Annotated in this window: 24 protein-coding genes and 2 tRNA genes; 10 read left to right on the plus strand and 16 right to left on the minus strand. The window is 71.6% G+C overall.

Annotation, left to right across the window (positions count from 1 at the left end; genetic code table 11):
- Positions 1–32 precede the first annotated feature (32 nt).
- The 6 genes from ACFWZ5_RS34710 to ACFWZ5_RS34735 all read right to left on the minus strand — a co-directional run bounded on the left by ACFWZ5_RS34710 (position 33) and on the right by ACFWZ5_RS34735 (position 5,594).
- Entirely contained in the window at positions 33–1,277 is a 1,245-nt protein-coding gene (locus tag ACFWZ5_RS34710; protein ID WP_384801234.1) for an HD-GYP domain-containing protein, read from the minus strand.
- A gap of 20 nt (positions 1,278–1,297) precedes the next feature.
- Positions 1,298–2,704: an HD-GYP domain-containing protein gene (locus ACFWZ5_RS34715; protein ID WP_384801231.1), complete on the minus strand. Its 1,407-nt coding sequence runs from the start codon at positions 2,702–2,704 to the stop codon at positions 1,298–1,300.
- A 237-nt stretch (positions 2,705–2,941) separates the two neighbouring features.
- Complete coding sequence (gene rsrA / locus ACFWZ5_RS34720) at positions 2,942–3,235, minus strand: mycothiol system anti-sigma-R factor (protein ID WP_384801228.1); 294 nt, start codon at positions 3,233–3,235, stop codon at positions 2,942–2,944.
- A complete protein-coding gene (sigR, locus tag ACFWZ5_RS34725) occupies positions 3,232–3,906 on the minus strand; it encodes an RNA polymerase sigma factor SigR (protein ID WP_384801225.1) in 675 nt (224 codons plus the stop codon). The genes rsrA and sigR overlap by 4 nt, the downstream gene beginning before the upstream one ends.
- A 220-nt stretch (positions 3,907–4,126) precedes the next feature.
- Entirely contained in the window at positions 4,127–4,777 is a 651-nt protein-coding gene (locus ACFWZ5_RS34730; RefSeq protein WP_384801222.1) for an alpha/beta family hydrolase, read from the minus strand.
- A 1-nt stretch (position 4,778) separates the two neighbouring features.
- A complete protein-coding gene (locus ACFWZ5_RS34735) occupies positions 4,779–5,594 on the minus strand; it encodes an SOS response-associated peptidase (RefSeq protein WP_384801219.1) in 816 nt (271 codons plus the stop codon).
- Positions 5,595–5,699: 105 nt separating this feature from the next.
- Here ACFWZ5_RS34735 and ACFWZ5_RS34740 point away from each other — a divergent pair, with 105 nt between their 5' ends.
- The 4 genes from ACFWZ5_RS34740 (at position 5,700) to ACFWZ5_RS34755 (ending at position 9,456) form a co-directional block, all read left to right on the plus strand.
- On the plus strand, positions 5,700–6,425 hold the full coding sequence (locus tag ACFWZ5_RS34740; protein WP_384801216.1) for a M50 family metallopeptidase: 726 nt from the start codon (positions 5,700–5,702) through the stop codon (positions 6,423–6,425).
- Positions 6,426–6,596: 171 nt separating this feature from the next.
- Positions 6,597–7,934, plus strand: a complete 1,338-nt coding sequence (aroA, locus tag ACFWZ5_RS34745) for a 3-phosphoshikimate 1-carboxyvinyltransferase (RefSeq protein ID WP_384801213.1) — start codon at positions 6,597–6,599, stop codon at positions 7,932–7,934.
- A gap of 16 nt (positions 7,935–7,950) precedes the next feature.
- Entirely contained in the window at positions 7,951–8,961 is a 1,011-nt protein-coding gene (gene rsgA / locus ACFWZ5_RS34750; RefSeq protein ID WP_384801210.1) for a ribosome small subunit-dependent GTPase A, read from the plus strand.
- A gap of 171 nt (positions 8,962–9,132) precedes the next feature.
- Positions 9,133–9,456 (plus strand): DMT family transporter, encoded by a 324-nt coding sequence (locus ACFWZ5_RS34755; RefSeq protein WP_384801207.1) that lies wholly within the window; start codon positions 9,133–9,135, stop codon positions 9,454–9,456.
- Between the two features lie 50 nt (positions 9,457–9,506).
- Here the strand turns inward: ACFWZ5_RS34755 and ACFWZ5_RS34760 are convergent, their stop codons facing one another.
- Positions 9,507–10,112, minus strand: a complete 606-nt coding sequence (locus ACFWZ5_RS34760; protein WP_384801204.1) for a TetR/AcrR family transcriptional regulator — start codon at positions 10,110–10,112, stop codon at positions 9,507–9,509.
- Between the two features lie 147 nt (positions 10,113–10,259).
- On the opposite strand from ACFWZ5_RS34760, the gene hisN reads away from it, so the two are divergent.
- Complete coding sequence (gene hisN, locus ACFWZ5_RS34765; RefSeq protein WP_384801201.1) at positions 10,260–11,057, plus strand: histidinol-phosphatase; 798 nt, start codon at positions 10,260–10,262, stop codon at positions 11,055–11,057.
- Positions 11,058–11,230: 173 nt separating this feature from the next.
- On the plus strand, positions 11,231–11,626 hold the full coding sequence (locus tag ACFWZ5_RS34770; RefSeq protein ID WP_384801198.1) for a cyclic nucleotide-binding/CBS domain-containing protein: 396 nt from the start codon (positions 11,231–11,233) through the stop codon (positions 11,624–11,626).
- Positions 11,627–11,690: 64 nt separating this feature from the next.
- Here ACFWZ5_RS34770 and ACFWZ5_RS34775 read toward each other — a convergent pair whose 3' ends face one another.
- On the minus strand, positions 11,691–13,160 hold the full coding sequence (locus ACFWZ5_RS34775) for a catalase (protein ID WP_384801196.1): 1,470 nt from the start codon (positions 13,158–13,160) through the stop codon (positions 11,691–11,693).
- 127 nt (positions 13,161–13,287) lie between these two features.
- Here ACFWZ5_RS34775 and ACFWZ5_RS34780 point away from each other — a divergent pair, with 127 nt between their 5' ends.
- Positions 13,288–13,707 carry a Fur family transcriptional regulator gene (locus ACFWZ5_RS34780; protein WP_384801193.1) on the plus strand — a complete coding sequence of 140 codons (420 nt, stop codon included), beginning with the start codon at positions 13,288–13,290 and terminating at the stop codon, positions 13,705–13,707.
- 131 nt (positions 13,708–13,838) lie between these two features.
- On the opposite strand, the gene ACFWZ5_RS34785 is transcribed toward ACFWZ5_RS34780, so the two are convergent.
- The 4 genes from ACFWZ5_RS34785 to ACFWZ5_RS34800 form a co-directional block, all read right to left on the minus strand.
- A tRNA-Met gene (locus ACFWZ5_RS34785) sits at positions 13,839–13,912 on the minus strand.
- A 96-nt stretch (positions 13,913–14,008) separates the two neighbouring features.
- The gene (locus ACFWZ5_RS34790) at positions 14,009–16,003 is read right to left on the minus strand and encodes a sel1 repeat family protein (RefSeq protein ID WP_384801191.1); all 1,995 of its coding nucleotides are present in this window, start codon (positions 16,001–16,003) and stop codon (positions 14,009–14,011) included.
- A gap of 296 nt (positions 16,004–16,299) precedes the next feature.
- Positions 16,300–16,373, minus strand: a tRNA-Met gene (locus ACFWZ5_RS34795).
- 80 nt (positions 16,374–16,453) lie between these two features.
- Entirely contained in the window at positions 16,454–19,435 is a 2,982-nt protein-coding gene (locus ACFWZ5_RS34800; protein WP_384804467.1) for a UPF0182 family protein, read from the minus strand.
- A gap of 141 nt (positions 19,436–19,576) precedes the next feature.
- On the opposite strand from ACFWZ5_RS34800, the gene ACFWZ5_RS34805 reads away from it, so the two are divergent.
- The gene (locus tag ACFWZ5_RS34805; protein ID WP_384804453.1) at positions 19,577–20,134 is read left to right on the plus strand and encodes a PPA1309 family protein; all 558 of its coding nucleotides are present in this window, start codon (positions 19,577–19,579) and stop codon (positions 20,132–20,134) included.
- A gap of 83 nt (positions 20,135–20,217) precedes the next feature.
- On the opposite strand, the gene ACFWZ5_RS34810 is transcribed toward ACFWZ5_RS34805, so the two are convergent.
- The 4 genes from ACFWZ5_RS34810 to ACFWZ5_RS34825 all read right to left on the minus strand — a co-directional run bounded on the left by ACFWZ5_RS34810 (position 20,218) and on the right by ACFWZ5_RS34825 (position 23,527).
- The gene (locus tag ACFWZ5_RS34810) at positions 20,218–21,315 is read right to left on the minus strand and encodes a PDZ domain-containing protein (RefSeq protein WP_384804455.1); all 1,098 of its coding nucleotides are present in this window, start codon (positions 21,313–21,315) and stop codon (positions 20,218–20,220) included.
- Positions 21,316–21,392: 77 nt separating this feature from the next.
- Positions 21,393–21,572 carry a hypothetical protein gene (locus tag ACFWZ5_RS34815; protein WP_384804457.1) on the minus strand — a complete coding sequence of 60 codons (180 nt, stop codon included), beginning with the start codon at positions 21,570–21,572 and terminating at the stop codon, positions 21,393–21,395.
- A 139-nt stretch (positions 21,573–21,711) separates the two neighbouring features.
- Complete coding sequence (locus ACFWZ5_RS34820) at positions 21,712–22,176, minus strand: molybdenum cofactor biosynthesis protein MoaE (protein ID WP_384804459.1); 465 nt, start codon at positions 22,174–22,176, stop codon at positions 21,712–21,714.
- 184 nt (positions 22,177–22,360) lie between these two features.
- Positions 22,361–23,527, minus strand: a complete 1,167-nt coding sequence (locus tag ACFWZ5_RS34825; RefSeq protein ID WP_384804461.1) for an SDR family oxidoreductase — start codon at positions 23,525–23,527, stop codon at positions 22,361–22,363.
- A gap of 192 nt (positions 23,528–23,719) precedes the next feature.
- Between ACFWZ5_RS34825 and ACFWZ5_RS34830 the strand changes: the two genes are divergently transcribed.
- On the plus strand, positions 23,720–25,165 hold the full coding sequence (locus ACFWZ5_RS34830) for a zinc-dependent metalloprotease (RefSeq protein ID WP_384804463.1): 1,446 nt from the start codon (positions 23,720–23,722) through the stop codon (positions 25,163–25,165).
- On the plus strand, positions 25,162–25,686 hold the full coding sequence (locus tag ACFWZ5_RS34835) for an NUDIX hydrolase (protein WP_384804465.1): 525 nt from the start codon (positions 25,162–25,164) through the stop codon (positions 25,684–25,686). The genes ACFWZ5_RS34830 and ACFWZ5_RS34835 overlap by 4 nt, the downstream gene beginning before the upstream one ends.
- Positions 25,687–25,783 lie beyond the last annotated feature (97 nt).

Raw genomic sequence — 25,783 nt, forward strand, 5'->3', positions numbered from 1 at the left:
GCCGGAAAGAAGGGGTCCTAGGGGCGGAGCCCCTAGTTTCGGGAAGGGGCGGGTCTGGGGCGCCCCCGCGCGAGCACCCGGGCCAGCGCCTCCACCACCTCCCCCTGATACTCCCGCCCGGTACCGAGCCGCAACCGCTCAAGCGCGGCCAGCGGCCCCTGCGGCCCTTGTTCCCGCACCATCTCGTCGTACGCATTGACCACCCGCACAATACGAGCCGTGAGCGGCTGCTCACGATACGGATCGGCCTGCCGCTCCACGACGACGGCGACCTCCGCCGCCACCCCGGTCTGCCGCACGACGGCCCCGCCGAGCAGCGCGATCCGCCGCTGCTCGGCCGACGGCAGCGCGGCCGTGGCGCCCGCGGGCACGGGGTCGACGAGGGAGAGCTGCCCGATGTCGTGCATGAGGGCGGCGTACTCCAGGACGACGAGGTCGGCCCCGCAGAGCCCGAGCTCACGCCCGACGGCCCGGCTGAGCTCGGCCACGCGACGGGCGTGCCCGGCCGGGGTGTACCCGGCTATCTCGGTGGCCCGGGCGAGTGAGGCGATGGTCTGCCGGTAGGTGGTGCGCACGGCGGCGTAGCGCCGGAAGGCGAGCTGGGTGAGCAGCAGCGGGCAGCTGAACACGGGCAGGGCCCACAGCCCCGCCACGGCGACGGCGAGCGCCATCACGGCCCCCGTCGCGCACACGGCGGACGCGATCCCCGACATGCCCCGCAGCTCGTCCCGCAGCAGCGGACCGAACGGCCAGCCGGACCGCGCGTGCGCCATGGCCGCCGCGAGGACGGCGTCGCACAGGGCGGTGAGCACGAGGAGCGCGAGGATGACGGCGACGTAGCAGGGCCCGTGCCCGGCGCGCTCCGCCGGCGCACCCGAGTCGTACAGGGGCTGGAAGCACACGGCGGCGAAGGCGACGGTCAGGACGCGGCGGGGGATGTGGTCGGCGCCCGGGCCGCGGCCGACGGCGATGTGCGGCACGGCGCCGACGAGGCCCGCCGCCACGACGACGGCGACGACCTGGAGGACGCCGTGGTGCGTGGGCCGCCCGCCGCTCTCGCCGAGCAGGGCGTACGCGAGGGCGCCGGCGGCACCCAGGGGCGCGGGTTCGCGCTTGCTGCCGCTCCCCCACCGGGCCAGCTCGCCGACGGCTATGAGCACGCCGAAGGCGAGGGCGATGCCGGGCTCCTCGGCGCCCCGCCAGAGGGTCGCCCCGAGCGCCACCGCGGCCAGCAGGAAGGCACCGCAGCGAAGCCCCGCCGTCACCCCCACGGCCACACGCCCGACACCCCGCGCGATCACCGGGCAACCGCCCCACGGCCACCGCCCCCACCGATCACACCGTCCCCCACCTCACCCACACCACAACCACCCCCACCACCCGCACCCGCACCCGCACCCGCACCCGGCACATCTGCCCCACCCGCACCCACCGCGGCGACCTGCCGCACCCCACCCGCCGTGACATCCCCCTCCCACCCGCAGCGGTCCACAGCGCGGGCCAGCGCCGCGACCACGGTGGGGTCGAACTGGGACCCGGCGCAGCGGCGGAGTTCGGCGAGGGCGGTGGGGACGGGGCGGGCGGGGCGGTAGGAGCGGGACGACGTCATGGCGTCGAAGGCGTCGGCGACGGCCACCACGCGTGCGCACTCCGGGATCTGACGCCCCGTGAGCCCGTACGGATAACCGCTGCCGTCGATGCGCTCGTGGTGGTGGAGGATCGCCGCCCGCGCCTCGCCGAGGAATCCGATGCCGCGCACCATCTCGTGCCCGTACTCGGGGTGCAGCTCGATGACCTGCCGCTCCTGCGGGGTCAGCGGCCCCTCCTTGCGCAGGAGCCGGGTGGGGACGCCGAGCTTGCCGACGTCGTGCAGGATCCCGGCGAAGCGGAGGACCTCCACGCGCTCGTCGTCCATGCCGAGCTCCCGCGCGATCATCACGGAGGCGCGGCCGACCCGCTCGCTGTGGCCGCGCGTGTACCGGTCCTTGAGGTCGACGGCCTGCACGAGGGCGCGGATGGTGGCCTGGTGGGCGGAGCGCTCGCGGTGGTACTGGGCGAACACCCAGCAGGAGACGCCCATCGGAAGGAGCACGAGGAGCGCGGCGGGCGGGCCGTACGGGCTGTTCCAGAGGACGGCCATCATCAGCCCGGCGAGCCCGTGGACGCAGACGGGCGCGAGCGACTTGGTCAGGAGTCCGCGCCACGCGATCCGCGCGGGCACGCGCTCGGCCGTGACGAGGATGCCGCCGTCGAGGGCGGTCAGCGCTCCGGAGAAGGCGAGCACCGCGGCCGCGGCGGGCAGCAGGACGTACGGGAAGTCGGGCGCCGACGCCGCGGCGGGCCCGCCGAGCGCGGCGTACGCCTGCCCGGACGCCCAGGCGGCCAGGGCGAGTTGGGCCGCGCGCCAGACCTTGCGCGCCCACCGGGGATGCCGTTCGACGGGGGTGAGCAGCGCGCCGGGCACGGCGACGAGCGCGGCCGCGGCGGGCGGCAGCAGGAACACCCCGGCGAGCAGCACGGGGAAGAAGGTGCGGGCGGCCGGGCCCCACCGGACGGCGACGCGCTCGCCCCCCGCGTACAGGAGGGCGAGCAGCGCGACCGGGGTCCACGGGGTGCGTGGGCCGAGCGCGGGCACGGCGCAGACGGCGCCGCCGAGCGCGGCGCACAGGATGTAGCCGCGGGCCCGCACCGGCACCGACCGCATAGCGTTCTCCTCCCGATCCAGGTCGGGAGACTAGAGCGGGCACGAAGCGCGCCCAGGCTCGCGGCAGCGAATTAGCACCTTCGGGTGAGAAAGCCCGAAGAAACCAGAAGAAACGTTCCCCTACCACCGCACCCGCAGCCGCCGAAGCACCTCCACCCCCCACAGGAGGCGCCCACCCCACGGCAGAGCAGAAACGGGCGGGCGGGAGACAGAACGGCCCAAGGCCCAGGGGCCAGATCAGGGCCCAGGGGCCAGATCCTCGTCCGGCACCGTCTGCCCCGACCGGATCAGGTCGATGCGGCCCATGACCTTGGCCCGCAGGTCGGCGGGCACGTCGTCCTGGCCGCAGCAGCGCTTGACCAGCTTCTTCACGGCCTGTTCGAGGCCGTACTTCTCCAAGCACGGAGAGCACTCCTCGAAGTGCGTCTCGAACTTGGTGCAGTCACTGTCCGGCATCTCGTGGTCCAGGAACTCATAGAGATGGTCCAGGACCTCACTGCAGTCAGTCTCGTGCGGCTCTCCGCAGCTCATGAGCCCGAGCCTTTCGCTTCGTTCGACTCTCCGGCACCGGCCGGGACCAGACCGCGGTCACGCGCGTAGTCCTCGAGCATGCCGCGGAGCTGGCGGCGGCCGCGGTGAAGACGGGACATCACCGTACCGATGGGTGTACCCATGATGTCGGCGATCTCCTTGTACGCAAAGCCCTCTACGTCCGCGAGATAGACGGCGATGCGGAATTCCTCGGGGATCGCCTGGAGCGCGTTCTTCACGTCGGAGTCCGGCAGGTGGTCGAGCGCCTGGGACTCGGCCGAGCGCAGACCCGTCGACATGTGCGACTCGGCGCGCGCGAGCTGCCAGTCCTCGATCTCCTCGGCGGCGCTGCGCTGGGGCTCACGCTGCTTCTTGCGGTACGAGTTGATGAACGTGTTGGTGAGGATGCGGTACAGCCACGCCTTGAGGTTGGTGCCCTCGCGGAACTGGTGGAACGACGCGTACGCCTTCGCGTAGGTCTCCTGGACCAGGTCCTCCGCGTCCGCCGGATTGCGCGTCATGCGCAGCGCCGCGGAGTACATCTGGTCGAGGAAGGTCAGCGCGTCCCGCTCGAAGCGGGCCGTGCGCTCCGCGGCCGTCTCCTCAGGCTGCCCGGACTGCTCGGCCTGGCCGTTCTCGGTCCCTGCGTCGGTCCCAGTGACCGGACCCACCTCCTCCAACGACGTGATGGGTCCGAAAGCGGGCCCACTCGAATCGGAGGATAGACGAACACCTGCTTTGCGCGCCGCTCGAATAGGGGCCGCCTTGGGCGCGCTCAGCACGCTCCACTCCAGGTCAGCGGACTTGGAGCGGTTCGGGCAGATGGTCGATCCCATGGGGCGGGCTCCCTCTCGTACGAACGCTTGCGGGGTCTGTCCGCCACAACAGTGGTCACGCACTCAACATTCCCGCCCACCGTGAGACGGCGTCCGTGATGCGTTTCACTGCCTCGTCCTGCCCGATGTCCGCCCGCTTGGGCACCGCGAACCCGTGGTCGGCGAACGGGATCTCGACGATGTCGTACGTGTCGCTCCGGGGGAACTCGGCGGGCTTGCCGAAGGGGTCGTTGCCGCCCTGGACGACCAGGGTCGGCACGCCCGCGCCGAGGAGTTCGTCCGCGCGGGACTTCTCGGGCTTGCCGGGCGGGTGCAGCGGGAAGCTGAGGGCGAGCACGGCCGCCGCGCCGAGCTCGGCCGCCGTACGGCAGGCCACGCGGGCCCCGGCGCTGCGTCCGCCCGCGATCACGGGGAGCCCGGGCTCCGCGAGCGCGGGCCAGACGCCGCGCCAGCCGACGTCCAGGGTCCTGGGCGCGGGCGCCACCTTCTTGCCCGCGACGCGCCAGGGCTGCTCCACCAGGGCGACGGTCACGCCGTGCGCGGGCAGCTCGGCGGCGATGGCCTTCAGGTCACGGGCCTCGATGCCGCCGCCCGCGCCGTGGCTGACGGCGAGGACGAGGCAGGGCTTCTTCGCGGGGTGCCAGGTGATCCGGGCGTCACCGGCATCGGTCTCTACGGTCTCGCGGTGGGGCTCACTGTGCGTCACGTCAGAAGAGTGTGCCCTCTTCGGGGCCTTCCAGTTCCTTGAGGAGCTCGGGGCCGTTGTTGCGTACGTTGCTGACGGCCGTCGACACCGGGTACGCGCGCATGAGGCCGTGCGGGGGCGGCTCCAGGAGGGACCGGAGGTCGTCCACGTCCGTGCGCGCCGGGTCGAGCCACGCGTCCCAGCGGTCGGGCGTGAGCATCAGGGGCATCCGGGGATGGATGTCGGCGAGCGTGCGCGGGCCCTCCTCCGGGGCGACGGCCAGCGGCGTGGTCTCCGCCTCCGTGGTGATCACGGAGCACGTCACCCACCACGCCAGCGGGTGCTCGTCAGGCAGCGTGCGGTCCCGCCAGAACTCGTACAGGCCCGCCATCGCGAACACGGACCCGTCGGCGGGCAGCACGAAGTACGGCTGCTTCCGCGGCCGCTTCTTCTTGCCCTCGACCTCCAGGTCCCGCTCGGCGGCGGCTGTCACCCACTCGTAATAGCCGTCGGCGGGCAGGATGCAGCGCCGGGAGGAGAAGGCCCGGCGGTACGACGGCTTCTCGTGCACGGTCTCGGCGCGCGCGTTGATCATCCGCGCCCCGCCCTCGGGCGTCTTGGCCCACGACGGGACGAGTCCCCACTTGAGCTTGCGCAGCTGGCGAACCGGACGTGGCTCGTCGGCGTCCTTAAGAGGACGGTCGAGGACGGCGTAGACCTCTTTCGTGGGAGCCACGTTGTAGTCGGCCTCCAGGGCCTCTTCCGGCTCCCACTTCTCGATCTCAAAGATTCCTGCGAGATCCTCGGGCCTACGACTCGATGCATACCGTCCGCACATACGTGCCACACTGCCACGCCCGCCCGTCACCCAACCACCACCCCTCAACGACCGCGCTACGCGCGGACCCCCATTGATCGCCGTCGACAGGGAGCCAACCGAGCAATGCACACCTCCGCTTCCGCCAGCCTCAGCGACCTGTGGGACCGCCTCTTCGGTACGCAGCCCGCGCCCGAGCAGTGGCTGGTGGTCGTCGCCGGCGCCGTCGCGCTCGCCGCCGTCCTCCCGCACGCCGTCTGGCGCGTCTCCCGCAACGCCGTCACCATCGCCCACGAGGGCGGCCACGGCCTGGTGGCCCTGCTCACCGGCCGCCGCCTGGACGGCATCCGCCTGCACTCGGACACCAGCGGCCTGACCGTCAGCCGCGGCAAGCCGACCGGCCTCGGCATGATCCTCACCGCCGCCGCGGGCTACACCGCGCCGCCGCTGCTCGGCCTCGGCGGCGCCGCCCTGCTCGGCGAGGGCCACATCACGGCGCTGCTGTGGATCGCCACGGCCCTGCTCGTCGCGATGCTGGTGATGATCCGCAACGCGTACGGCGCGCTCACGGTGATCGTGACGGGCGGGTTGTTCCTCGCGGTCTCCTGGCTCGCGGACACCGACGTGCAGGCGGCCTTCGCATACGCGGTGGTGTGGTTCCTGCTGCTCGGGGGCGTGCGGCCGGCCTTCGAGCTCCAGGCGAAGCGGCGGCACGGCGGGGCCGGGGACTCCGACGCCGACCAGTTGTCGCGGCTGACGCACGTTCCGGCCGGAATGTGGCTGTTCCTGTTCCACGCGGTGTCGCTCTGCTCACTGATAGGGGGCGGCCGCTGGCTGCTCACCGCCGCGTGAGGCCCGCTCAGCGCCCCGCGCGCCCCTCCGGCGCCCCTGGTACGTCACCGGCGCGTCACCCGGTGGACACCGGGTGGAGGCGTCGAGCGCCCTACCAGTTCTCTGTTTCGCCTGGATTTCGCCGCTTTTGATCAAGATCTGTGGTCATCGCCAACCACTAAAGTGAAGGGCATGACCGTGAACCCGACGCACACCGCCCTCTGGCCAGCCCCGCACGCGAGCGGAGCCGTCGCCGCGACGGTCCACGTGCCGGGCTCCAAGTCGGTCACCAACCGCGCCCTCGTCCTCGCCGCCCTCGCCGCCGAGCCCGGCTGGCTGCGCCGCCCCCTGCGCTCGCGCGACACCCTCCTGATGGCCGGGGCCCTGCGCGCCATGGGCGTCGGCATCGAGGAGACGGTGTCGTCCAGCTCCGCCGCGGGGGGCCCGGACGGCTCCGGCGAGGCCTGGCGCGTCATCCCCTCGGGCCTGCACGGCCCGGCCACGGTCGACGTGGGCAACGCGGGCACGGTGATGCGCTTCCTGCCGCCGGTGGCCGCGCTCGCCGACGGCCCGATCCGCTTCGACGGCGACCCCCGTTCGTACGAGCGCCCGCTGCACGGCGTGATCGACGCGCTGCGCGCCCTCGGCGCCCGCATCGACGACGACTCCCGCGGCGCGCTCCCCCTGACCGTGCACGGCGGCGGCGCCCTGGAGGGCGGCCAGGTCGAGATCGACGCCTCGTCGTCGTCCCAGTTCGTCTCCGCCCTGCTGCTCTCGGGGCCGCGCTTCAACCAGGGCGTGGAGGTGCGGCACGTGGGCAGCGCCCTGCCGTCCATGCCGCACATCCGCATGACCGTCGACATGCTGCGCTCGGCGGGCGCGCAGGTCGACACGCCCGAGGCCGGCGGCGAGCCGAACGTGTGGCGGGTCACGCCCGGCGCCCTGCTCGGCCGCGACCTGACGATCGAGCCCGACCTGTCCAACGCCCAGCCGTTCCTGGCGGCGGCCCTGATCACCGGCGGCCGCGTCACGATCCCCGACTGGCCGCTGCGCACCACGCAGCCCGGCGACGCGCTGCGCCGGCTCTTCACCGAGATGGGCGGCTCCTGCGAGCTGACGGAAGCGGGCCTCACGTTCACCGGCTCCGGCTCGGTCCACGGCATCGACGCCGACCTCAGCGAGGTCGGCGAGCTGACGCCGGGCATCGCGGCCGTCGCGGCCCTCGCCGACTCCCCCTCCACGCTGCGCGGCGTCGCCCACTTGCGCCTGCACGAGACGGACCGCCTGGCCGCGCTCACCAAGGAGATCAACGAGCTGGGCGGCGACGTCACGGAGACCGCCGACGGCCTGCACATCCGCCCGCGCCGCCTGCACGGCGGGATCTTCCACACGTACGACGACCACCGCATGGCCACCGCGGGCGCGATCATCGGCCTCGCCGTGCCCGGCGTACAGATCGAGAACGTGGCGACCACGGCGAAGACCCTGCCCGACTTCCCCGAGCTGTGGGCCGGGATGCTCGGGAACTGACGGGCGGATCACGACCATGCGCCGCTACGGCAAGAACCCGGACGAGGACGACATCCGCGTCCGCCCCAACCGCAAGGGCAACCGCCCGCGCACCCACATCCGCCCCAAGCACGAGGACGCGGCCGAGGGCATGGTCCTCACCGTCGACCGGGGCCGCCTCACCTGCCTCGTCGAGGACCGCGTGGTCGTCGCGATGAAGGCCCGCGAGCTGGGCCGCAAGGCCGCGATCGTCGGCGACCGCGTCGGCATCGTCGGCGACCTCTCCGGCAAGAAGGACACCCTCGCGCGGATCGTCCGCATCGAGGCGCGCACGTCCGTGCTCCGCCGCACCGCCGACGACGACGATCCCTACGAGCGCGTGGTCGTCGCCAACGCCGACCAGCTCGCCATCGTCACCGCGCTCGCCGACCCCGAGCCGCGCCCCCGCATGATCGACCGCTGTCTGGTCGCGGCGTACGACGGCGGCCTCACCCCGCTGCTCGTCCTCACCAAGTCCGACCTGGCCCCGCCGGACAAACTCCTGGAGCTGTACGGCGACTTGGACATCCCGTACGTCGTCACCAGCCGCGAGGAACTGGAGAGCGGCAGCGCCGTGCAGCGCGTGCGCGCCGAACTCGACGGCAAGGTCACGGCGTTCGTCGGCCACTCCGGCGTCGGCAAGACCACCCTCGTGAACGCCCTGGTCCCCGAGGACCTGCGGCGGACGACGGGCCATGTGAACGCGGTGACGGGCCGCGGCCGGCACACCACCACGTCCGCCCTCGCGCTGCCCCTGTCGGGGGACGGAGGCTGGGTGATCGACACCCCTGGCGTGCGCTCCTTCGGCCTGCACCACGTCGACCCGTCACGCGTCATCCACGCCTTCCCCGACCTGGAGCCCGGCACGGCGGACTGCCCGCGCGCGTGCAGCCACGACGAGCCGGACTGCGCGCTGGACGAGTGGGTCGCGCAGGGGCACGCCGACCCGGCGCGGCTCTACTCGCTGCGCAGGCTCCTTGCCACGCGCGAGCGGCGCGACGGCGACTGAACCAGCCGCTGAACCAGCTGCTGAACCAGCTGCGTCGGCTGATCGGACCGATGTTCGCGTTGTTTGCACGTCCCGCGCTCCGGTAAGTGCATAATCGCACCAAGATTCTTCAAAATCTTGGGTGAGTCGACGAAGCGGTCACGGAACGTTGCGAACGCGGGAGGCACAACCATGGCGTGGCTGCTGGTCATCGTCGCCGGAATTCTTGAGACGGGCTTCGCGGTCTGCCTGAAGTTGTCGCACGGCTTCACCAGGATCTGGCCGACCATCGCCTTCGCCAGCTTCGCCCTGGGCAGCTTCGGCCTGCTCACGCTCGCCCTGAAGAAGCTGGACGTCGGTCCCGCGTACGCGGTGTGGACGGGCATCGGCGCCGCGGGCACCGCGATCTACGGCATGATCTTCCTCGGCGACCTGGTCTCCACGCTCAAGATCGTGTCGATCAGCCTGGTCATCGTCGGCGTCATCGGCCTCCAGCTCTCGGGCTCGGCGCACTGATCTCCTGGCCCACCGGCCTCTCGGCCCACTGATCCCGCGGCGGGGCCGCATCAGCGTCCGACCGCTCCCGCGATCACCCGCCGCACCAGCTGCACCGGTTCCTCCTGAGCCCCCGCGGGCGCCACCACGTACGACAGGGCCACCCGCACCGCGCTCTCGCAGGCCCGCGCCAGGTCCTCCGTCTCCGAAGGGCGGCCGCGCTCGGTGAGGGCGACCATGGCCCGGTCCCTGACCTGCGCGAGCAGTTCGGCGGGCGTCGGCACGCCCGCGTCCGCGCGGCGCTGGGCCGGGACCGGGGAGCTGGACACCGCGGCCCGGCTCGGCGCGGGCAGGCGCTCGCTCCAGAAGCCGGTGAGCACGGCCCGCACCAGGACGTTCTCCCGCGCGGCGCCGATGGTCCACGCGCTCACCGCGGCGAGCCGGTCCACCGGGTCGCGGGCCTGCGCGAGGGCCCGCTCGACGCCCCGCAGGTACGCGTCGGTCTCCCGTCGCAGCAGCGCCCGGGCGAGTCCGTCCTTGCTGCCGAACTCGTTGTACAGAGTCTGCCGGGACACCCCGGCGACCGCCGCCACGTCGACCATCCGCACACCCGCCCACGGCCTGCGGGCCAGTGCGGTGTACGCCGCGTCGAGCAGTGATTCCCGCGCTGCAGGCATCGTCGCCTCCCGCTGCCACGGGCCGGAGCGGCCCTTGCGGTTCTGCTGGTCAGAGTTGACGTGGCGAGAAGCACTGTCAAGGGTTCCGGCGGGCGGCGCCCGATACGCGCTGTGGCTCGCGCGAAACGGGATCGATACTGTTCATCCATGCCCGACTACCACGATGATCTGCGCCTCGCCCACGTCCTCGCGGACGCCGCCGACGCCGCGACGATGGACCGGTTCAAGGCCCTCGACCTCAAGGTCGAGACCAAGCCGGACATGACGCCGGTGAGCGAGGCCGACAAGGCCGCGGAGGAGCTGATCCGCGGCCAGCTCCAGCGGGCACGGCCGCGCGACGCGATCCTCGGCGAGGAGTACGGCATCGAGGGCACGGGCCCGCGCCGCTGGGTCATCGACCCGATCGACGGCACGAAGAACTACGTGCGGGGCGTGCCGGTGTGGGCCACGCTCATCTCCCTCATGGAGGCGGGCGAGGGGGGTTACCAGCCGGTGGTCGGCGTCGTCTCGGCGCCGGCGCTCGGGCGGCGCTGGTGGGCGGCGAAGGGCGGCGGCGCGTACACGGGCCGCAGCCTGTCGTCCGCGACGAGGCTCCAGGTCTCCAAGGTCGGGCGGCTCAGCGACGCGTCGTTCGCGTACTCCTCGCTCAGCGGCTGGGAGGAGCAGGGGCGCCTCGGCGGCTTCCTCGACCTCACGCGCGCGTGCTGGCGCACCCGGGGATACGGCGACTTCTGGCCGTACATGATGGTCGCCGAGGGCTCGATCGACCTCTGCGCGGAGCCGGAGCTGTCCCTGTGGGACATGGCGGCCACCGCGATCGTGGTGACGGAGGCGGGCGGCAGCTTCACCGGCCTCGACGGCACCCCCGGCCCCCACAGCGGCAACGCGGCGGCGTCGAACGGCCTGCTCCACGGCGAACTGCTCGCGTACCTGAATCAGCGTTAGCCATCACGCGCCCCCCGAACTGAACGCACGCGCCCCCTTGTTGGCATTCCGCTTCGCTGCGACTCTGAGAGTCCCCCCACTTGTGAACTTGTGAATCCTTTCTCCAGGCAATGCCGTTCCCGGATGAAGGCATGCCGCGGGCAAAGGGATCACCAAGGAGGTGGCTCAAGCCCATGCTCGTCCGCGACGCCATGAGCACATTGGTCCTCACCATCGGCCCCGCCCACACGCTCCGGCAGGCCGCCCGCCTGATGTCGGCCCGCCACGTCGGAGCGGCCGTCGTCCTCGACCCCGACACGTGCGGGCTCGGCATCCTGACCGAGCGCGACGTCCTCAACTCCCTCGGCCTCGGCCAGGACCCCGACCTGGAGACCGCGGGCGCGCACACGACGACCGACGTCGTCTTCGCCGCCCCCGCCTGGACCCTGACGGACGCCGCGGACGCCATGTCGCACGGCGGCTTCCGGCACCTCATCGTGCTCGACGACGGCGAGCCGGTGGGCATCGTGTCCGTGCGCGACATCATCCGCTGCTGGGCGCCGAGCCGCCGTCCCACGACGGTGGCCTGAGCACGGCGAACGGGCCGGACCCCGAAGGGATCCGGCCCGTCACCCACGACAAGGGGCTGGGGTCTTAGCCGCGCAGGGCCTGGACCGCGGCCTCCAGCCGCTTGCCGAAGTCTCCGTCGGCCTGACGGAAGTTGTCGATCGCGCGCTCGGCGATGTCGTCCCGTGAGACGCCCGCGATGTTGCCCGCGAGGTTGTCGATCAGACGCTGCTTCTCGTCCTCGGACATCAGGCGGTAGAGGTTGCCCGCCTGCACGAAGTCGTCGTCCTCGGCGTGCGAGGGCGCCACGTGGTTGCCGGTGGCGCCGCTCACGGCCGTGGCCGCCCACAGCGGCCGGTCCGTCTGGTACGGGCCGCCGAAGGAGTTGGGCTCATAATTCTTGGCGCCCTTGTGGCGGCCGTCGTACATGACGCCGTCACGGCCGTGGGTGCGTGCCTCGGTGGCGTGCGGGCGGTTCACCGGCAGGTGGTCGGCGTTGATGCCGACGCGGTAGCGGTGCGCGTCGCCGTACGCGAAGAGGCGGCCCTGGAGCATCTTGTCCGGGGACGGGCCGATGCCCGGCACGAAGTGGGCGGGGCTGAAGATGGCCTGCTCGACCTCGGCGAAGATGTTCTCCGGGTTGCGGTTGAGCTCCAGCTTGCCGATCTCGACCGGCGGGTAGTCCGCGTGCGGCCACACCTTGGTGAGGTCGAACGGGTTGAAGCGGTAGGTCGCCGCGTCGGCAACCGGCATGATCTGGACCTGCACGGTCCAGGTCGGGAACTCGCCGCGCTCGATGGCCTCGCGCAGGTCGCGCTGGTGCGAGTCGGGGTCCTTGCCCGCGAGGACCTCCGCCTCCTGCGCGGTCAGGTTCTTGATGCCCTGGTCGGTCTTGAAGTGGTACTTGACCCAGAAGGCCTCGCCCGCCTCGTTGCTCCACTGGAAGGTGTGCGAGCCGAACCCGTCCATGTGCCGGTACGACGCCGGGATGCCGCGGTCACCGAACAGCCAGGTCACCTGGTGCGTGGTCTCCGGGCTCAGGCCCCAGAAGTCCCACACGTTGTCGGCCTCCTGGGAGCCCGTGTACGGGTCGCGCTTCTGCGTGTGGATGAAGTCGGGGAACTTGATGGCGTCCTTGATGAAGAAGATCGGGGTGTTGTTCCCGACGAGGTCGTAGTTCCCCTCCTCGGTGTAGAACTTCAGCGAGAAGCCACGCGGGTCGCGCACCGCGTCGGCCGCGCCCAGGTTGCCGGCGACCGTCGAGAAGCGGAGGAAGACCTCGGTCTCCTTGCCGATCTCGGAGAGGAACTTGGCACGCGTGTACGGGGTGACGTCCGCCGTCACCTTGAACGTGCCGTACGCGCCCGCACCGCGGGCGTGCACGATGCGCTCCGGGATGCGCTCGCGGTTGAAGTGGGCGAGCTTCTCCAGGAGGAGCTGGTCCTGGATCAGCATCGGACCGCCGACGCCCGCGGTCTCGCTGTTCTGGTTGTCGGCGACCGGCGCCCCGGCCTCGGTGGTGAGGGGTCCCTGCGTCACGTGCGCCTCCTGCGTCATGTCGTGCCACTCCTGTCCCTTGGCGTGTGCCGAACTCGATCCTACGATAGACATTGTCTAAGTCAAGCAACCTTCCAAAGTCACACTCGTTCGGGACCTGGTCCCCTTGCCTGTTAGGCTGGCTGACATGAGCGACCTGTTGGAACGACTGCGCGGACGCGGCTGGCGCATGACCGCCCAGCGACGTGTCGTGGCCGAGGTCCTCGACGGGGACCATGTGCATCTGACGGCCGACGAGGTGCACGCGCGCGCCGTCACCAAGCTGCCGGAGATCTCCCGGGCGACCGTCTACAACACGCTGGGCGAGCTGGTTTCGCTCGGCGAGATCCTCGAGGTGTCGACCGACCGCAGAGCCAAGCGGTACGACCCGAACGCGCACCGGCCGCACCAGCACCTGGTCTGCGCCCGCTGCGGCGCGATCCGCGACGTGCACCCGACGGGCAGCCCCCTGGCGAGCCTCCCCGACTCGGAGCGCTTCGGCTTCACGATCTCGGACGTGGAGGTCACGTACCGGGGCGTGTGCCCCAGTTGCGCGGCGGACGCGTAAGCAGACAGCAGGCGCTTCAGTAGATATGTGTAAGCCCCGGTCACCTGGTGACCGGGGCTTACACATATCCGCTGACACAAGAACACCGAAGGCCCGGAACCAGTGACTGGCTCCGGGCCTTCGGCCATGAGTAGCGGGGACAGGATTTGAACCTGCGACCTCTGGGTTATGAGCCCAGCGAGCTACCGAGCTGCTCCACCCCGCGTCGGTGAACACAACAGTACGGCAAGCCTACGACCAGCGCAAATCGCTTCGCGCCCCGCAGTGCGCGCCCCGCCTGCGCGCCCCGCGCTCGGTGCGCCTACGCCGTGAGCTCCTGGTGCAGTGCCTCCCGCAGGCGCCCGGCTCGCTCGGCGACCTCCGGCGGGCCCAGGTCCACCGCGCGGGCGGCCCAGCGCTGCCCCTCGGCGAGCTGGCCCCGGCGGGCGTAGAGCAGCGCGAGGCGGAGCGCCGCCCGGCCGTGTCCCGCGTCGGCGGCGCGGGTCCACCACAGCGCCGCCTCCGGCTCGCTCCCCTCGCGGGCGAGCAGCAGGCCCAGATTGAACGCTCCGTTCCGGCTCCCGGCCTCCGCCGCGAGGCGGTACCAGCGCGCGGCCTCGACCACGTCGCCCCGGCCCGCGGCCAGCATGCCGACCCGGACCTGGGCACGCCGGTGCCCCTGCTCGGCCGCGCGCTCGTACCACTCCTCGCACTCCGTCTTCTGCGCCGCGGGCTCCCCGAGCGCGGGCGCGTCGGCGGCCGGGCGGCGCGCGTCGAGCACCGTGCCGAGCCGGTACGCCGCCTCGGCGCTGCCGCCGCCCGCCGCGCACCGCAGGTGCCGCTCGGCCTCCCGCTCGTCGCCGTCGCGCAGCCGCGCCGTGCCGACCTGGAGCGCGGCCTCCGTGTGGCCCGCCGCCGCGGCGCGCTCGTACCACCTGAGGGCCGCCGCGTCGTCGCCCCGGCCCGCGTACAGGATGCCCAGGTTGAACGCCGCGTCGACGCTGCCGGCCTCCGCCGCCTTGGAGAACCACGGCTCGGCGCCCGCCGCGTCGCCGCGCTGGAGCAGCAGCACGGCGAGCGCGTTGGCCGCCTCGCGGTGCCCGGCGTACGCGGCGCGGCGGTACCACTGGTCGGCCTGCGAGGTGCGCTTCTGCTCGGCGCACAGCAGGCCCAGGTTGTACGCGCCGTTCACGTCGCCCGCGTCCATCGCCGCGCGGTACCACCGCTCGGCGGTCTGGGTCTCGCCGCGCTCGGCGTGCAGCGCGCCCAGGGCGTTGGCGGCGTTCCCGTCGCCGTCCTGGGCGGCCTTGAGCCACCACACGGCGGCGTTCTCCGTGTCACCGGCGTCGCGCAGCAGGAAGCCGAGGGCGCAGGCGGCCCGCGCCTCGCCGTCCTTCGCGGACGTCAGGTACCAGCGCCCGGCCTCCTTCAGCTCGCCGCGCCCCTCCAGGATCGCGCCGAGGTGCAGCGCGGCACGCCGGTGGCCGCGCGCGGCGGCCTGGCGGTACCACTGCTCGGCCTCTTCGAGGAGCGAGAGGCCCTTCTCGGATGCGGTGTCGGCGGAGCGGGCGCCGCGGGCACGGGCACCGTCGGAGCGGGCACCCTCGGCGCGCGCGGGAGTGGGGCGCGCCGCGGTGGGACGCGTGCCGTCACGGCGCGCACTCTCGGCGCGCGCGCCGACAGAACGTACCGAACCAGGCCGTACGCCCCCCGAGGCCATGCCGCCGAGGGAGCGCGTGCCCCCCTCGCCGGGGCCCTCGCGCTCCACGCGCCGGTCGAGGGCGCGCGCCAGGCGGTACGCCGCCTCCCGGTGGCCGCGCTCGGCCGCCGTGCGCATCCACAGCTCGGCGCCGACGTCGCCGCGGTGCTCCAGGAGGTCGGCGAGCGCGTACGCCCCCAGGGTGTGGCCCTGTTCGGCGGACTGGCGCAGCCAGTACTCGGCGGCGGGCTCGTCGCCGCGCTCGCGGTGGTGGCGGCCGAGGGCGTGCGCCGCGGCGGCGGAACCGGCGACGGCGGCGATCCGCCACCATCCGGCCGCCTCGTCGACGTAGCCGCGCTGGTGCAGGAGGACGCCGAGATTGTTGGCCGCGGCGCGGTCACCGGCCGCGGTGGCACCGCGCAGCAAGGATTCGGCACCGTCGAGGTCGCCGCGGCGCAGCAGCAGGCTGCCGAGCACGCTCATCGCGTCCACGTCCCCGGTCTCGGCCGCGCGCCGGTACCGCAGCTCCTCCGCCGCCTCGCCGGGATCCTCCCGGTCGGCCGGCTGCGCAAACCGCCCTGTCTCCAACAGAGTTGCCTTGTCCCCCATAACGTCCATCGTCGCACCACCTGCAACCTGGGTACATCCGGTATACCGCAGCCAGTGAGGTCACTTCAGCGTTTTGTCGACATGCCCACAGAGAGATAAGTGAAACACAGGTTTCCCCAACTCCCCCCGCCCGGAGCACTCTTCGCAAGAACCCCACACCACTGGCATGGGACACCGGCATGGGCGTCGCCCGAAAGGGGGCGCGCCGGGCGCGGCGGCCACCGGCCGAACACGCGGTGATCAAGGCGTCGGGACATGACGAAGGCCCGGATCCTGCTGGAGGATCCGGGCCTTCGACCTGCAAGTAGCGGGGACAGGATTTGAACCTGCGACCTCTGGGTTATGAGCCCAGCGAGCTACCGAGCTGCTCCACCCCGCGCCGTTGTGTATGAAACCGTACCACGGCGCGAGGTGGCGTCCGCGCGCCGTGCGCGCGGGACGGGGCTACCCGCCGAGCCGCTATCCGCTGTCGCCGTCCCCCTTGTCGCCGCTCTTGTCGCCGCTCTTGTCGCCGCTCTTGTCGCCGCTCTTGTCGCCGTTCCTGTCGCTGTTCTTGCCGTTGCCCTTGTCGCCGCCCTGGCTGCGCTGCTTGGCCTTCTCAGCCCGCTTCAGGGCGTCCTCGAGCCGCTTCTGCGCCTTGGCGTAGGCCTCCAGGTCCTTGTCCTCCAGGGCCTGCTGGCTGTCCTCGAACGCCTGCTGCGCGTCGTCGAGCGCCTCCGTGACCGTCGGATCACTGGCCGCGGGCGGCTTGGTGCCCGGTGGCTTGGTGCCCGGTGGCTCCTCCTTGGGCGGCTCCCCCGAACCGTTGGCCTTGAAGACCTGGTCGAGGGCCTCCTCCAAGGAGTCCGCGAACACGTTCTCCGTGCCGTAGGACACGGCCACCTTCTTCAGGAGCGGATACGCCGATTTGCGTCCCTGTACGTAGATGGGTTCGACGTACAGGAAGCCGTCGTTGAGCGGCACCGTCATCAAGTTGCCGTAGAGGACGTCGGAGTCGGCGCCCTTCATGTCTCTGATGAAGTTTCCGACTTCGGGCAACGAGTTGAGTTTGTTCTGCACCTGTTCGGGGCCGTCGGGATCGCCCTCGACTCTCAGCAGGGTCGCCTTGCCGTAGTTCGGACTGTTCGCGTCGGCGTCGACCGCCATGAAGGCACGGAGGTTGGGTCGATTGCTCGGCGTGAAGGTCGTCGTCAGCGAGAACTGCTGCTGGTCCGCGCCCGGCGTCTTCATCGACAGGTAGTACGGCGGCACGGAGACGCTGTCCCGCTGCTTCGTCGGGTCGTTCGGCACCTGCCAGGCGTCACTGCCGTTGTAGAACTGGCCCGGGTCGGTGACGTGGTAGAGCGTGAGCAGCTCCCGCTGGACCTTGAACATGTCCTGTGGGTACCGCAGGTGCTCCTGCAGCTCCCCGGGGATCTCGTCCTTGTCCTTGACCGTGCCGGGGAACGCCTTCTTCCACGTCTTCAGGACGGGGTCCTTGTCGTCCCAGGTGTAGAGCTTGACCGTGCCGTCGTAGGCGTCGACGGTGGCCTTCACCGAGTTGCGGATGTAGTTGACCTGGTTCTGCTGGGCGATCACCGTGCGCTGGCTGTCCTTGTTGGACAGGGAGTCCGCCGTGGTGTCGCCGAGGGTCGTCCGCGAGGCGTAGGGATAGTTGTTGATCGTCGTATAGGCGTCGACGACCCACTGGACGCGGCCGTTGATGACCGTCGGATAGGTGTCGCCGTCGATGGTCAGCCAGGGGGCGACCGCCTCTACGCGCTCCTTGGGGGTGCGGTTGTACAGCACCCGTGAGCCCTCGCCGATCGCGCCCGAGTACAGGATCTGCGGCTCCCCGAAGGAGACCGCGTACGCGGCCCTGGTGATCGGGTTGGAGAGCTTGACGCCGCTCTTGCCCTCGTAGCTGTAGGTCTTCTGGCCCTCGTCCCGCTCGTAGTCGAGCTCCTTCTGGGGGCCGCCGACGATCGCGTACGACTTGGTCTTCTCGCCGTAGTAGATCCGCTGCTCGTAGTCGGGGAAGCCGCCCTTGGTGGGCAGACCGGACGAGGTGAAGTCCGGGGCGCCCTTCGAGCCCTTCTTGACCGTGGTGCCCTTGGCGGCGACCGCTCCGTAGCCGTGCGTGTAGACGAAGTGGTCGTTGATCCAGTTGCGCTTCTCGAGCCGGTCCAGGTTGAGCTCGCGCAGGCCGATGATGGTGTCCTGGCCCTTGTACCGGTCGACGTCCAGCGTCATCGGGAACTGGTAGTACTCGCGCTTCTGCTCCAGCTGCTGGAACGTCGGCGAGACGATGTTCGGGTCGTTCAGGCGGTAGCTGGCGGCCGTGCCGGCGGCGTCACGCTTCTTCTGGGCGTCCGCGCCGATCACCCCCGAGCCGTCGTACTCCTTCGCCTTCACGCCGCTGATGCCGTAGGCCTCGCGGGTCGCCTTGATGTTCTTGGCGATGTACGGGGCTTCCTTGGCCTGCTCGTTCGGCTGGACCTGGAACTTCTGCACGATCGCCGGGTACAGGCCGCCGATCAGGATCGCGGAGAGCACCATCAGGCCGAAGCCGATGACCGGCAGCTGCCAGGTGCGCCGCCACAGGGTGGCGAAGAACAGCAGCGCGCAGATGACGGCGATGCAGAACAGGATGGTCTTCGCCGGCAGATACGCGTTCGCGTCCACGTAGCGCAGGCCCGTCCAGTTGTCCGTCGCCTTGAAGTCGCTGCCCTTGACCGCGAGGCCGTAGCGGTCGAGCCAGTACGCGACCGCCTTGAGCGCCACGAAGACGCCGATCAGGACCGACAGATGGCCGGTCGCCGCCGCCGTGGCCCGCCCGCCGGGGCTGGTGATGCGCAGGCCGCCGTACAGATAGTGCGTCAGGGCGGCGGCGATCACCGAGAGCACCGTGGCCGCGAAGCCGAAGCCGAGCAGGAAGCGGTACCAGGGCAGGTCGAAGGCGAAGAAGGACACGTCCAGGTGGAACTGCGGGTCCTTCTGGCCGAAGGACACGCCGTTCACCCACAGCAGCCAGGTGCGCCACTGGCCCGCGGCGGACGCGCCCGCGATCAGGCCGACGAGCGCGGCGATGCCGATGAGCAGCCACTTCTTGTACGGCGCGATCGCCATGCGGTACCGGTCGAGGCTCTGCTGCTCCATCGACATGGCACTCAGCGGCGGGCGCAGCCGGTGCGCCAGCCAGATGTTCACGCCGACCGCGGCCGCCATCAGCAGACCGAAGACGAAGAACAGGCCGATCTTGGTCCACAGGGTCGTCGTGAAGACCGATGAGTAGTGGACCGAGCGGTACCAGAGCCAGTCCGTCCAGAACCCCGCGAACATGACGAACGCCATGGCCAGTACGGCCAGGACGCCCAGCGTCATGAGCAGGGTCCGGACGCGACGGGACGGTCGGCCCACTCTGATCCGTGGCCCCGTCGGGCCTCCGCCGCGGTCCGGCATCTGGAAAGCCAAGGTGCGCACCTCGAAGTTCGCTGTAGCTGTGGCTGAAACAGGCCCCGCGATCGTAGAGCCCACTCATGCAACTTACCGACGCTTTACTCAGTTCCCGTTCCGGGGTCTGAACGAGGCAGGATATTGGGCATGCCCAACGTTTCCCCCTCCGGCCCACCGATGGCCGCGAGCCCCCTCACCCGTGCCGTGCTCGAGATCGACGACTACGTCGCGACGCTCGGCTGGGATCAGCCCGCCCGCCTCTTCGCCCTCGTCGACACCGCCCAGCTGCGCACCCAGGAGCCCGGGCTCGCGGACCGCCTCGGCCTCTCCGACGACGCGTCCGCCGCGCCCCTCACCCCCATCGAGCAGGACGAGCTGCCCGCGGGCACCGCGCTCGACGACTTCCTCGGCACCATCGCCTGGCCGGGATCGGTCGCTGGCTGCGCCCTGACCGTGGAGCGCCTGATGCTGCCGCCGTCCGCGGAGGCGTCCGTTCCGCAGAACCTGAGCGAGAAGCAGCTGGCCAAGTGGGTGGCCCAGCACCCCGAGCGCCAGGAGGTGCGGATGACGGTCGCGGTGCTGCGCGACGGCGCGCGCGAGTCGGCCCTGCGGCTGCGCGAGAAGGACTCGGCGACGGAGGTGCTCACGGGCTCGGACCTGGTGCCGGGCCTGGCGGAGGCGCTGTCCGCGACGTTCGCGGAGTAGCGTCGCCGTCTTGGCGTACGGGTTCGTCGTACGTGGCCGGGGGTGGCGTGGGCCGCCCCCGGCCGCTGTCGTGTCGGTCCGCCTCAGCCCTTGGTGGTGCACTGCGGCAGGCCGGCGGTGTCTCCCTTGCGGATCTTGTCCAGGGACTTCACCGCGTCCTTGATGGTGTCCACCTTGACCAGCGTGAGCCCGTCGGGGACGTCGCCGGCTGCGGCCGCGCAGTTGTCCTTCGGCGTCAGGAAGTACTCGGCGCCCTTGTCGCGCGCCCCGACGGTCTTCATCTCGATGCCGCCGATCGGGCCGACCTTGCCGTCGTCGTCGATGGTGCCGGTGCCCGCGACGAACTTGCCGCCGGTGAGCGGTCCCGGCGTGAGCTTGTCGACGATGCCGAGCGCGAACATCAGGCCGGCGCTGGGGCCGCCCACGTCGGCGAGCTTGATGTCGATGGTGAACGGGAAGGTGTGGTCGGGCCCGGCCTGGATGCCGACGACCGCGCGCGTCTTCCCCTCGTCCTTCGACTTCTCCGTGGTGATCTTGATGTCCTCGGTCCTGGCCGGCTTCTTGCCCGCCTTCTCGGCGGCGGCCGCCTCCTTGACCGGGACGACGGTGAAGACGACGGGCTCGCCCGGCTTCCGCTTCGTGACGAGCTTGGCGACGTCCGTGGTCCGCTTCACTTCCGTGCCGTCCACGCTCTTGATGACGTCGCCCGCGTGCAGCTTCCCCTCCGCCGGGCTGCCCTTGAAGATGGTCGAGACCACCACCTGGGACTTCACCGGCAGCTTCAGCTGCTTCAGGGCGGCGACCTTCGCGCTCTCCTGGGACTGGCTGAACTCCTCGGCGTTCTCCCGGGTCGACTGCTGCTCGGTCTTGCCGTCCGGGTAGAGCGTCTCGTGCGGCACCACGATGTTGTCGTGCGCGAGCCAGCCGTAGACAGCCTCGGCGAGGTTCATCTTGTAGTCGGCGCTGGTGACCCTGACCGTCGTCATGTTCAGATGACCGCTGGTCGGATACGTCTTGTGGCCCGAGATCTGCAGCACCGGCTCGCCGTCGTGGTCCCCCAGCGTGTTCACCGTCGGCCCCGGCGACATCTCCGAGTACGGGACTTTGATGAGGACTCCCGCGCAGAGCAGCGCGATCAGCATCAGGGTCGAGGCGAGCATCGTCGCAGTGCGGCGTGGCATGGAACGACAGTACGGGACGGTCCTGTGAGTGCACCCCTGGGGCCGGTCCGTACGGGCCGCCGCGCGGGGGCTGCGGATCAGGTGGCGTCGCTGCCCGAGTGGGACTTCTCCATCGCCTTGCGGAACGCGGCGTAGCCGTTCAGCTCGGTGTTGTCACCGGTCTTCCCGCTCTTGCGATTCCGATTGGCCCAGCCGCCCCACAGACCGGCCCCGACCGCCGCCAGAAGCGGAATCAGCAACCAGGCAAGTGATGCCATGTCGACCTCCCGACCCCATGAGCGACCACAACTGACTGATCAGCAGATTAACCATCCGCTCCGTCAACGCTCACGGCAGGGGGGCGGTTACGCAACCGGAGGTCTGCCGGAGGCCTACGGAGGCACCGGCTCCGGGCGTCTAGCAGGCCCCGACCCACTCTTCCTTGCCGTCGGCGAACCGCTGGTGCTTCCAGATGGGCACCTCGTGCTTGAGGTCGTCGATCAGCTTGCGGCAGGCGTCGAAAGCCTCGGCCCGGTGCGCGCAGGAGACGGCGACGACGACGGCGAGGTCGCCCACGACGAGGTCGCCGACGCGGTGCACGGCAGCGAGGGCACGCACCGGGAAGTCGGCGACGACCTTCTCGGCCACGCGGCGCAGCTCCGCCTCGGCGCTGGGGTGGCTCGAGTACGCGAGCGCGTCGACGTCCGCGCCCCCGTCGTGGTCGCGCACCGTCCCGACGAACAGCGCCGTGCCGCCCGCGGCGTCGTCGCCCACGGCCCGGAAGACCTCGTCGAGCGAGAGCGGCGTGTCACGGATCGCGAGCAGCCGGATCGGGTCGTCGCCCGCCCGCTCCCCGGGGTGATCGATCGAAGTACGTGCCATGCGGCCATGGTGCCCCACGCCACTAACATCACGGAATCCCCGTTTCACCAGGCACACGCGCGTGGACCTTGGAGCTCTCTACGGAACCGGTGGTTGTCGCGTACCCGCTGTGCCCACCGCGCCGGGCGCCTTCTCGTACGACGTCACTCCGGCACGGAGCACCCTCACCCCGGCACGGGCACCCTCAAAGCCGCCGCCGAGCCTTCCGCGCACGCCGCACCAGCGCCGCCGTACCCAGCAGAGCCACCGTCGCCCCCGCGGCCCCCGCCGCAGTCGCGTCCTTGCGCCCGAGCCGCCGCCCGGCCACCGTCTTGCGCCCGGCGACCTCCTCGAGGAGCTCCGCGAGGACCTCCTCGTTGGTCCACTGCGGCCGCCACCCCGCGTCGTGCAGGCGGCTGACGCTGACGACCCACGGGTACATCGTGTACGCGAGGTCACCGGCCGGGGAGGGCGTGAGCCCGATGCGGTGGAGCCGGGCCGCGGCGCCCAGGGCCACCGCGGAGGGCAGCTCCATGCGCCGGATCCCGCTGAGCTCCTCGACCTCCTCCTGCTCCAGCCACCCGTCGCAGCCGACGGCGAGATCTCCCTCGACCTGCTCCAGGACGGCGTACTCCAGGGCGCTGCACAGGTCGTCGACGTGACAGAACTGCCACGCGGGCCGCGACCCGGCCACCACAAGGAGCCGGGGCGACTCGAAGTACCGGGTGAGGGCGGTGTCGGTGCCGCCCACGAGGATGGCGGGCCGCACCACGGTGACGTTGAGGCCCGGGTGCGCCCGCGGCGCGCGCCGGGCGAGCCGCTCGATCTCCAGGAGGTCGCCGACACCCGTCGCCTCCGCGGTGGCGCGCAGTTCGGCGTCTTCGGAGAGGGGCAGTTCGTTGTCGGCGAGCGCTCCGTAGACCATGGCCGACGTGCACAGGACGACACGGTGCACGCCCGCGGCGGCGGCCGCGGTCAGGACGGTCTGCGTGCCCCGTACGTTGTACGCGGTGCGGGCCGCGGCGTCGGTCTCCAGGTCGAGGTCGAGCGCGAGGTGCACCACGACGTCCACGCCGCGCAGCTTCTCGGCGATCGCCGGGTCCCGGACGTCCAGGATGTGCCACTGGGCCCGCGCGCACTCGCCGCGCCGCTCGTCGATGGCCACGACCTGCTTGATCGCGTCGGACTCGGCGAGGCGCTCGGTCAGGCGCGCGCCCACGCCCGCCGCCGCACCGGTGACGGCGACGACGGGCCCGCGCAGGGGCGACGGCGAGCCGGTCTCGCGCACCGGCGCCGTCGCGGGCCCCTGGTCGGTCGGCGTCCTGCCTGAGGGGTTTCGCGCTGCGCGAACCTGTGGATCTGGGGAACTCACCGGGCGTCTCCAGCGGTTGTCTTCAGTAGATACGCGAATGACGCGTACGTACCAGGTGGCATCCATCCTGCCGCAGCCCTGAAGGCGGCGAAGCACCGAGGCCCCATCGCGCCAGGGTGTCTACGCTGGGTGGTGTTGTTGGGCAGCCGCCGCCGGAGCCAGATCCGGTGGCCTGACGAGCCGAGGAATCCCGTGAGTGACACCCCATTCGGATTCGGCCTTCCGCCGGAGGAGCCGGAGAACGGCGACGAGGGCAAGAAGAAGGACACGCCCGGAGAGGGACAGGGTTCCGCCGGCCCTGGGAACCCGTTCGGTTTCGGCTTCCCCGGAGCGGGCGGCCCGGGCGGCGCGGAGAACCCGTTCGCCGCGATGTTCGGGTCGATGAACCCGACGGACCTGGGCGCGGCCTTCCAGCAGCTCGGCCAGATGCTGTCGTACGAGGGCGGCCCGGTGAACTGGGACATGGCCAAGGACATCGCCCGCCAGACCGTCTCGCAGGGCACCGCGGACGGCACGAAGGACGAGAGCGTCGGCCCCGCCGACCGCACCGCGGTCGAGGAGGCCGTCCGCCTGGCCGACCTGTGGCTGGACGACGCGACGTCCCTGCCGTCGGGCGCCGGCACGGCCGTGGCCTGGAGCCGCGCCGAGTGGGTCGAGTCGACCCTGCCGGCGTGGAAGGAGCTGGTCGACCCGGTCGCCGAGCGCGTCGGCATGGCCATGGGCGACGTCCTGCCCGAGGAGATGCAGGCCATGGCGGGCCCGCTGATCGGCATGATGCGCTCCATGGGCGGCGCCATGTTCGGCCAGCAGATCGGGCAGGCCGTGGGCGTCCTGGCGGGCGAGGTCGTGGGCTCCACGGACATCGGCCTGCCCCTCGGCCCCGCCGGCAAGGCGGCCCTCCTGCCGGTGAACATGGCGGCCTTCGGCAAGGACCTGAGCGTCCCCATGGAGGAGGTGCGGCTCTATCTGGCGCTGCGCGAGGCCGCCCACCAGCGGCTCTTCGCCCACGTGCCGTGGCTGCGCGCGCATCTGTTCGGCGCCGTCGAGGGGTACGCACGCGGCATCAAGGTCGACACGTCCAAGCTGGAGGACGTCGTCGGGCAGTTCGACCCGCAGAACCCGGAGCAGCTGCAGGAGGCGCTCCAGCAGGGCATGTTCCAGCCGGAGGACTCCCCGGAGCAGAAGGCCGCCCTGGCCCGCCTGGAGACGGCGCTCGCGCTCGTCGAGGGCTGGGTGGACGCGGTGGTGCACGCGGCGGCGAAGCCCCGCCTCGCGGCGGCGGACGCCCTGCGCGAGACCCTGCGCCGGCGCCGCGCCACGGGCGGACCTGCCGAGCAGACGTTCGCGACGCTCATCGGCCTGGAGCTGCGCCCGCGCCGCCTGCGGGACGCCTCGCGCCTGTGGGCCTCGCTGACGGACGCGCGCGGCGTGGACGGCCGCGACGGTTTGTGGGCGCACCCGGACATGCTCCCGACGGCCTCCGACCTGGACGACCCGGACGGCTTCGTGCACCGCGAGCAGCTGGACTTCTCCGAGCTGGACAAGATGCTCGGCGAGGCGGCGGGCAAGCCGGACCTGTCCAAGGGCGACGCCAAGGACGACGGTCCCGCCGAGGGCAAGGACGACGACGGCCAGTGAGTCTGCACGACGACGCGGTTCTCGTACTGAAGGCTTACGAGGACCAGCAGGACCTGCGCCAGTACTACCTGGACCACCTGTCCGCCCACCCCGACGACGCCCTGTGGAAGGCCTGCACGGACGGGCACGTGACCGCCAGTGCCCTGGTCGTCGACCCGTCGCGCGGCCGTGTGCTGCTCACGCTGCACAGGAAGCTGCGGATGTGGCTGCAGATGGGCGGCCACTGCGAGCCGGGTGACGCGACGCTGGCGGCCGCCGCGCTGCGCGAGGCCACCGAGGAGTCCGGCGTCCCGGGCCTGACGCTCCTCCCCGGCGGACCCGTGCGCCTGGACCGGCACCCGATCCCGGGCCCGTGCACCCAGCACCTGGACGTGCAGTACGCCGCGCTGGCCCCCTCCGACGCCGTCGAGGCGATCAGCGACGAGTCCCTGGACCTGCGCTGGTTCGCGTACGACGAGGTGGCGGACGTGGCGGACGAGTCCGTCGTACGCCTGGTGGAGGCGACGCGCGCGAGGCTGTAACGCCCCCTCTGAGACGTGGGGGTGTGGGGGGGGGCGGGGGGCCCACCCCCAACCCCCACAAAGCCCCGACCGCGAAGTCAAACCCGGGCGCAAATGC

It is taken from the genome of Streptomyces sp. NPDC059003, assembly GCF_042740445.1.
In the GTDB taxonomy this organism is placed as follows: domain Bacteria; phylum Actinomycetota; class Actinomycetes; order Streptomycetales; family Streptomycetaceae; genus Streptomyces.

Bases quoted from the DNA above. Each gene is read 5' to 3' on its own strand.
- ACFWZ5_RS34810 (WP_384804455.1), bottom strand. From the start codon at position 21,315: ATGCCACGCCGCACTGCGACGATGCTCGCCTCGACCCTGATGCTGATC.
- ACFWZ5_RS34820 (WP_384804459.1), bottom strand. From the start codon at position 22,176: ATGGCACGTACTTCGATCGATCACCCCGGGGAGCGGGCGGGCGACGAC.
- ACFWZ5_RS34790 (WP_384801191.1), bottom strand. From the start codon at position 16,003: ATGGACGTTATGGGGGACAAGGCAACTCTGTTGGAGACAGGGCGGTTT.
- ACFWZ5_RS34775 (WP_384801196.1), bottom strand. From the start codon at position 13,160: ATGACGCAGGAGGCGCACGTGACGCAGGGACCCCTCACCACCGAGGCC.
- rsrA (WP_384801228.1), bottom strand. From the start codon at position 3,235: ATGAGCTGCGGAGAGCCGCACGAGACTGACTGCAGTGAGGTCCTGGAC.
- hisN (WP_384801201.1), top strand. From the start codon at position 10,260: ATGCCCGACTACCACGATGATCTGCGCCTCGCCCACGTCCTCGCGGAC.
- ACFWZ5_RS34780 (WP_384801193.1), top strand. From the start codon at position 13,288: ATGAGCGACCTGTTGGAACGACTGCGCGGACGCGGCTGGCGCATGACC.
- aroA (WP_384801213.1), top strand. From the start codon at position 6,597: ATGACCGTGAACCCGACGCACACCGCCCTCTGGCCAGCCCCGCACGCG.
- ACFWZ5_RS34800 (WP_384804467.1), bottom strand. From the start codon at position 19,435: ATGCCGGACCGCGGCGGAGGCCCGACGGGGCCACGGATCAGAGTGGGC.
- ACFWZ5_RS34755 (WP_384801207.1), top strand. From the start codon at position 9,133: ATGGCGTGGCTGCTGGTCATCGTCGCCGGAATTCTTGAGACGGGCTTC.
- ACFWZ5_RS34770 (WP_384801198.1), top strand. From the start codon at position 11,231: ATGCTCGTCCGCGACGCCATGAGCACATTGGTCCTCACCATCGGCCCC.
- ACFWZ5_RS34740 (WP_384801216.1), top strand. From the start codon at position 5,700: ATGCACACCTCCGCTTCCGCCAGCCTCAGCGACCTGTGGGACCGCCTC.
- rsgA (WP_384801210.1), top strand. From the start codon at position 7,951: ATGCGCCGCTACGGCAAGAACCCGGACGAGGACGACATCCGCGTCCGC.
- ACFWZ5_RS34815 (WP_384804457.1), bottom strand. From the start codon at position 21,572: ATGGCATCACTTGCCTGGTTGCTGATTCCGCTTCTGGCGGCGGTCGGG.
- ACFWZ5_RS34715 (WP_384801231.1), bottom strand. From the start codon at position 2,704: ATGCGGTCGGTGCCGGTGCGGGCCCGCGGCTACATCCTGTGCGCCGCG.
- ACFWZ5_RS34735 (WP_384801219.1), bottom strand. From the start codon at position 5,594: ATGTGCGGACGGTATGCATCGAGTCGTAGGCCCGAGGATCTCGCAGGA.
- ACFWZ5_RS34805 (WP_384804453.1), top strand. From the start codon at position 19,577: ATGCCCAACGTTTCCCCCTCCGGCCCACCGATGGCCGCGAGCCCCCTC.
- ACFWZ5_RS34760 (WP_384801204.1), bottom strand. From the start codon at position 10,112: ATGCCTGCAGCGCGGGAATCACTGCTCGACGCGGCGTACACCGCACTG.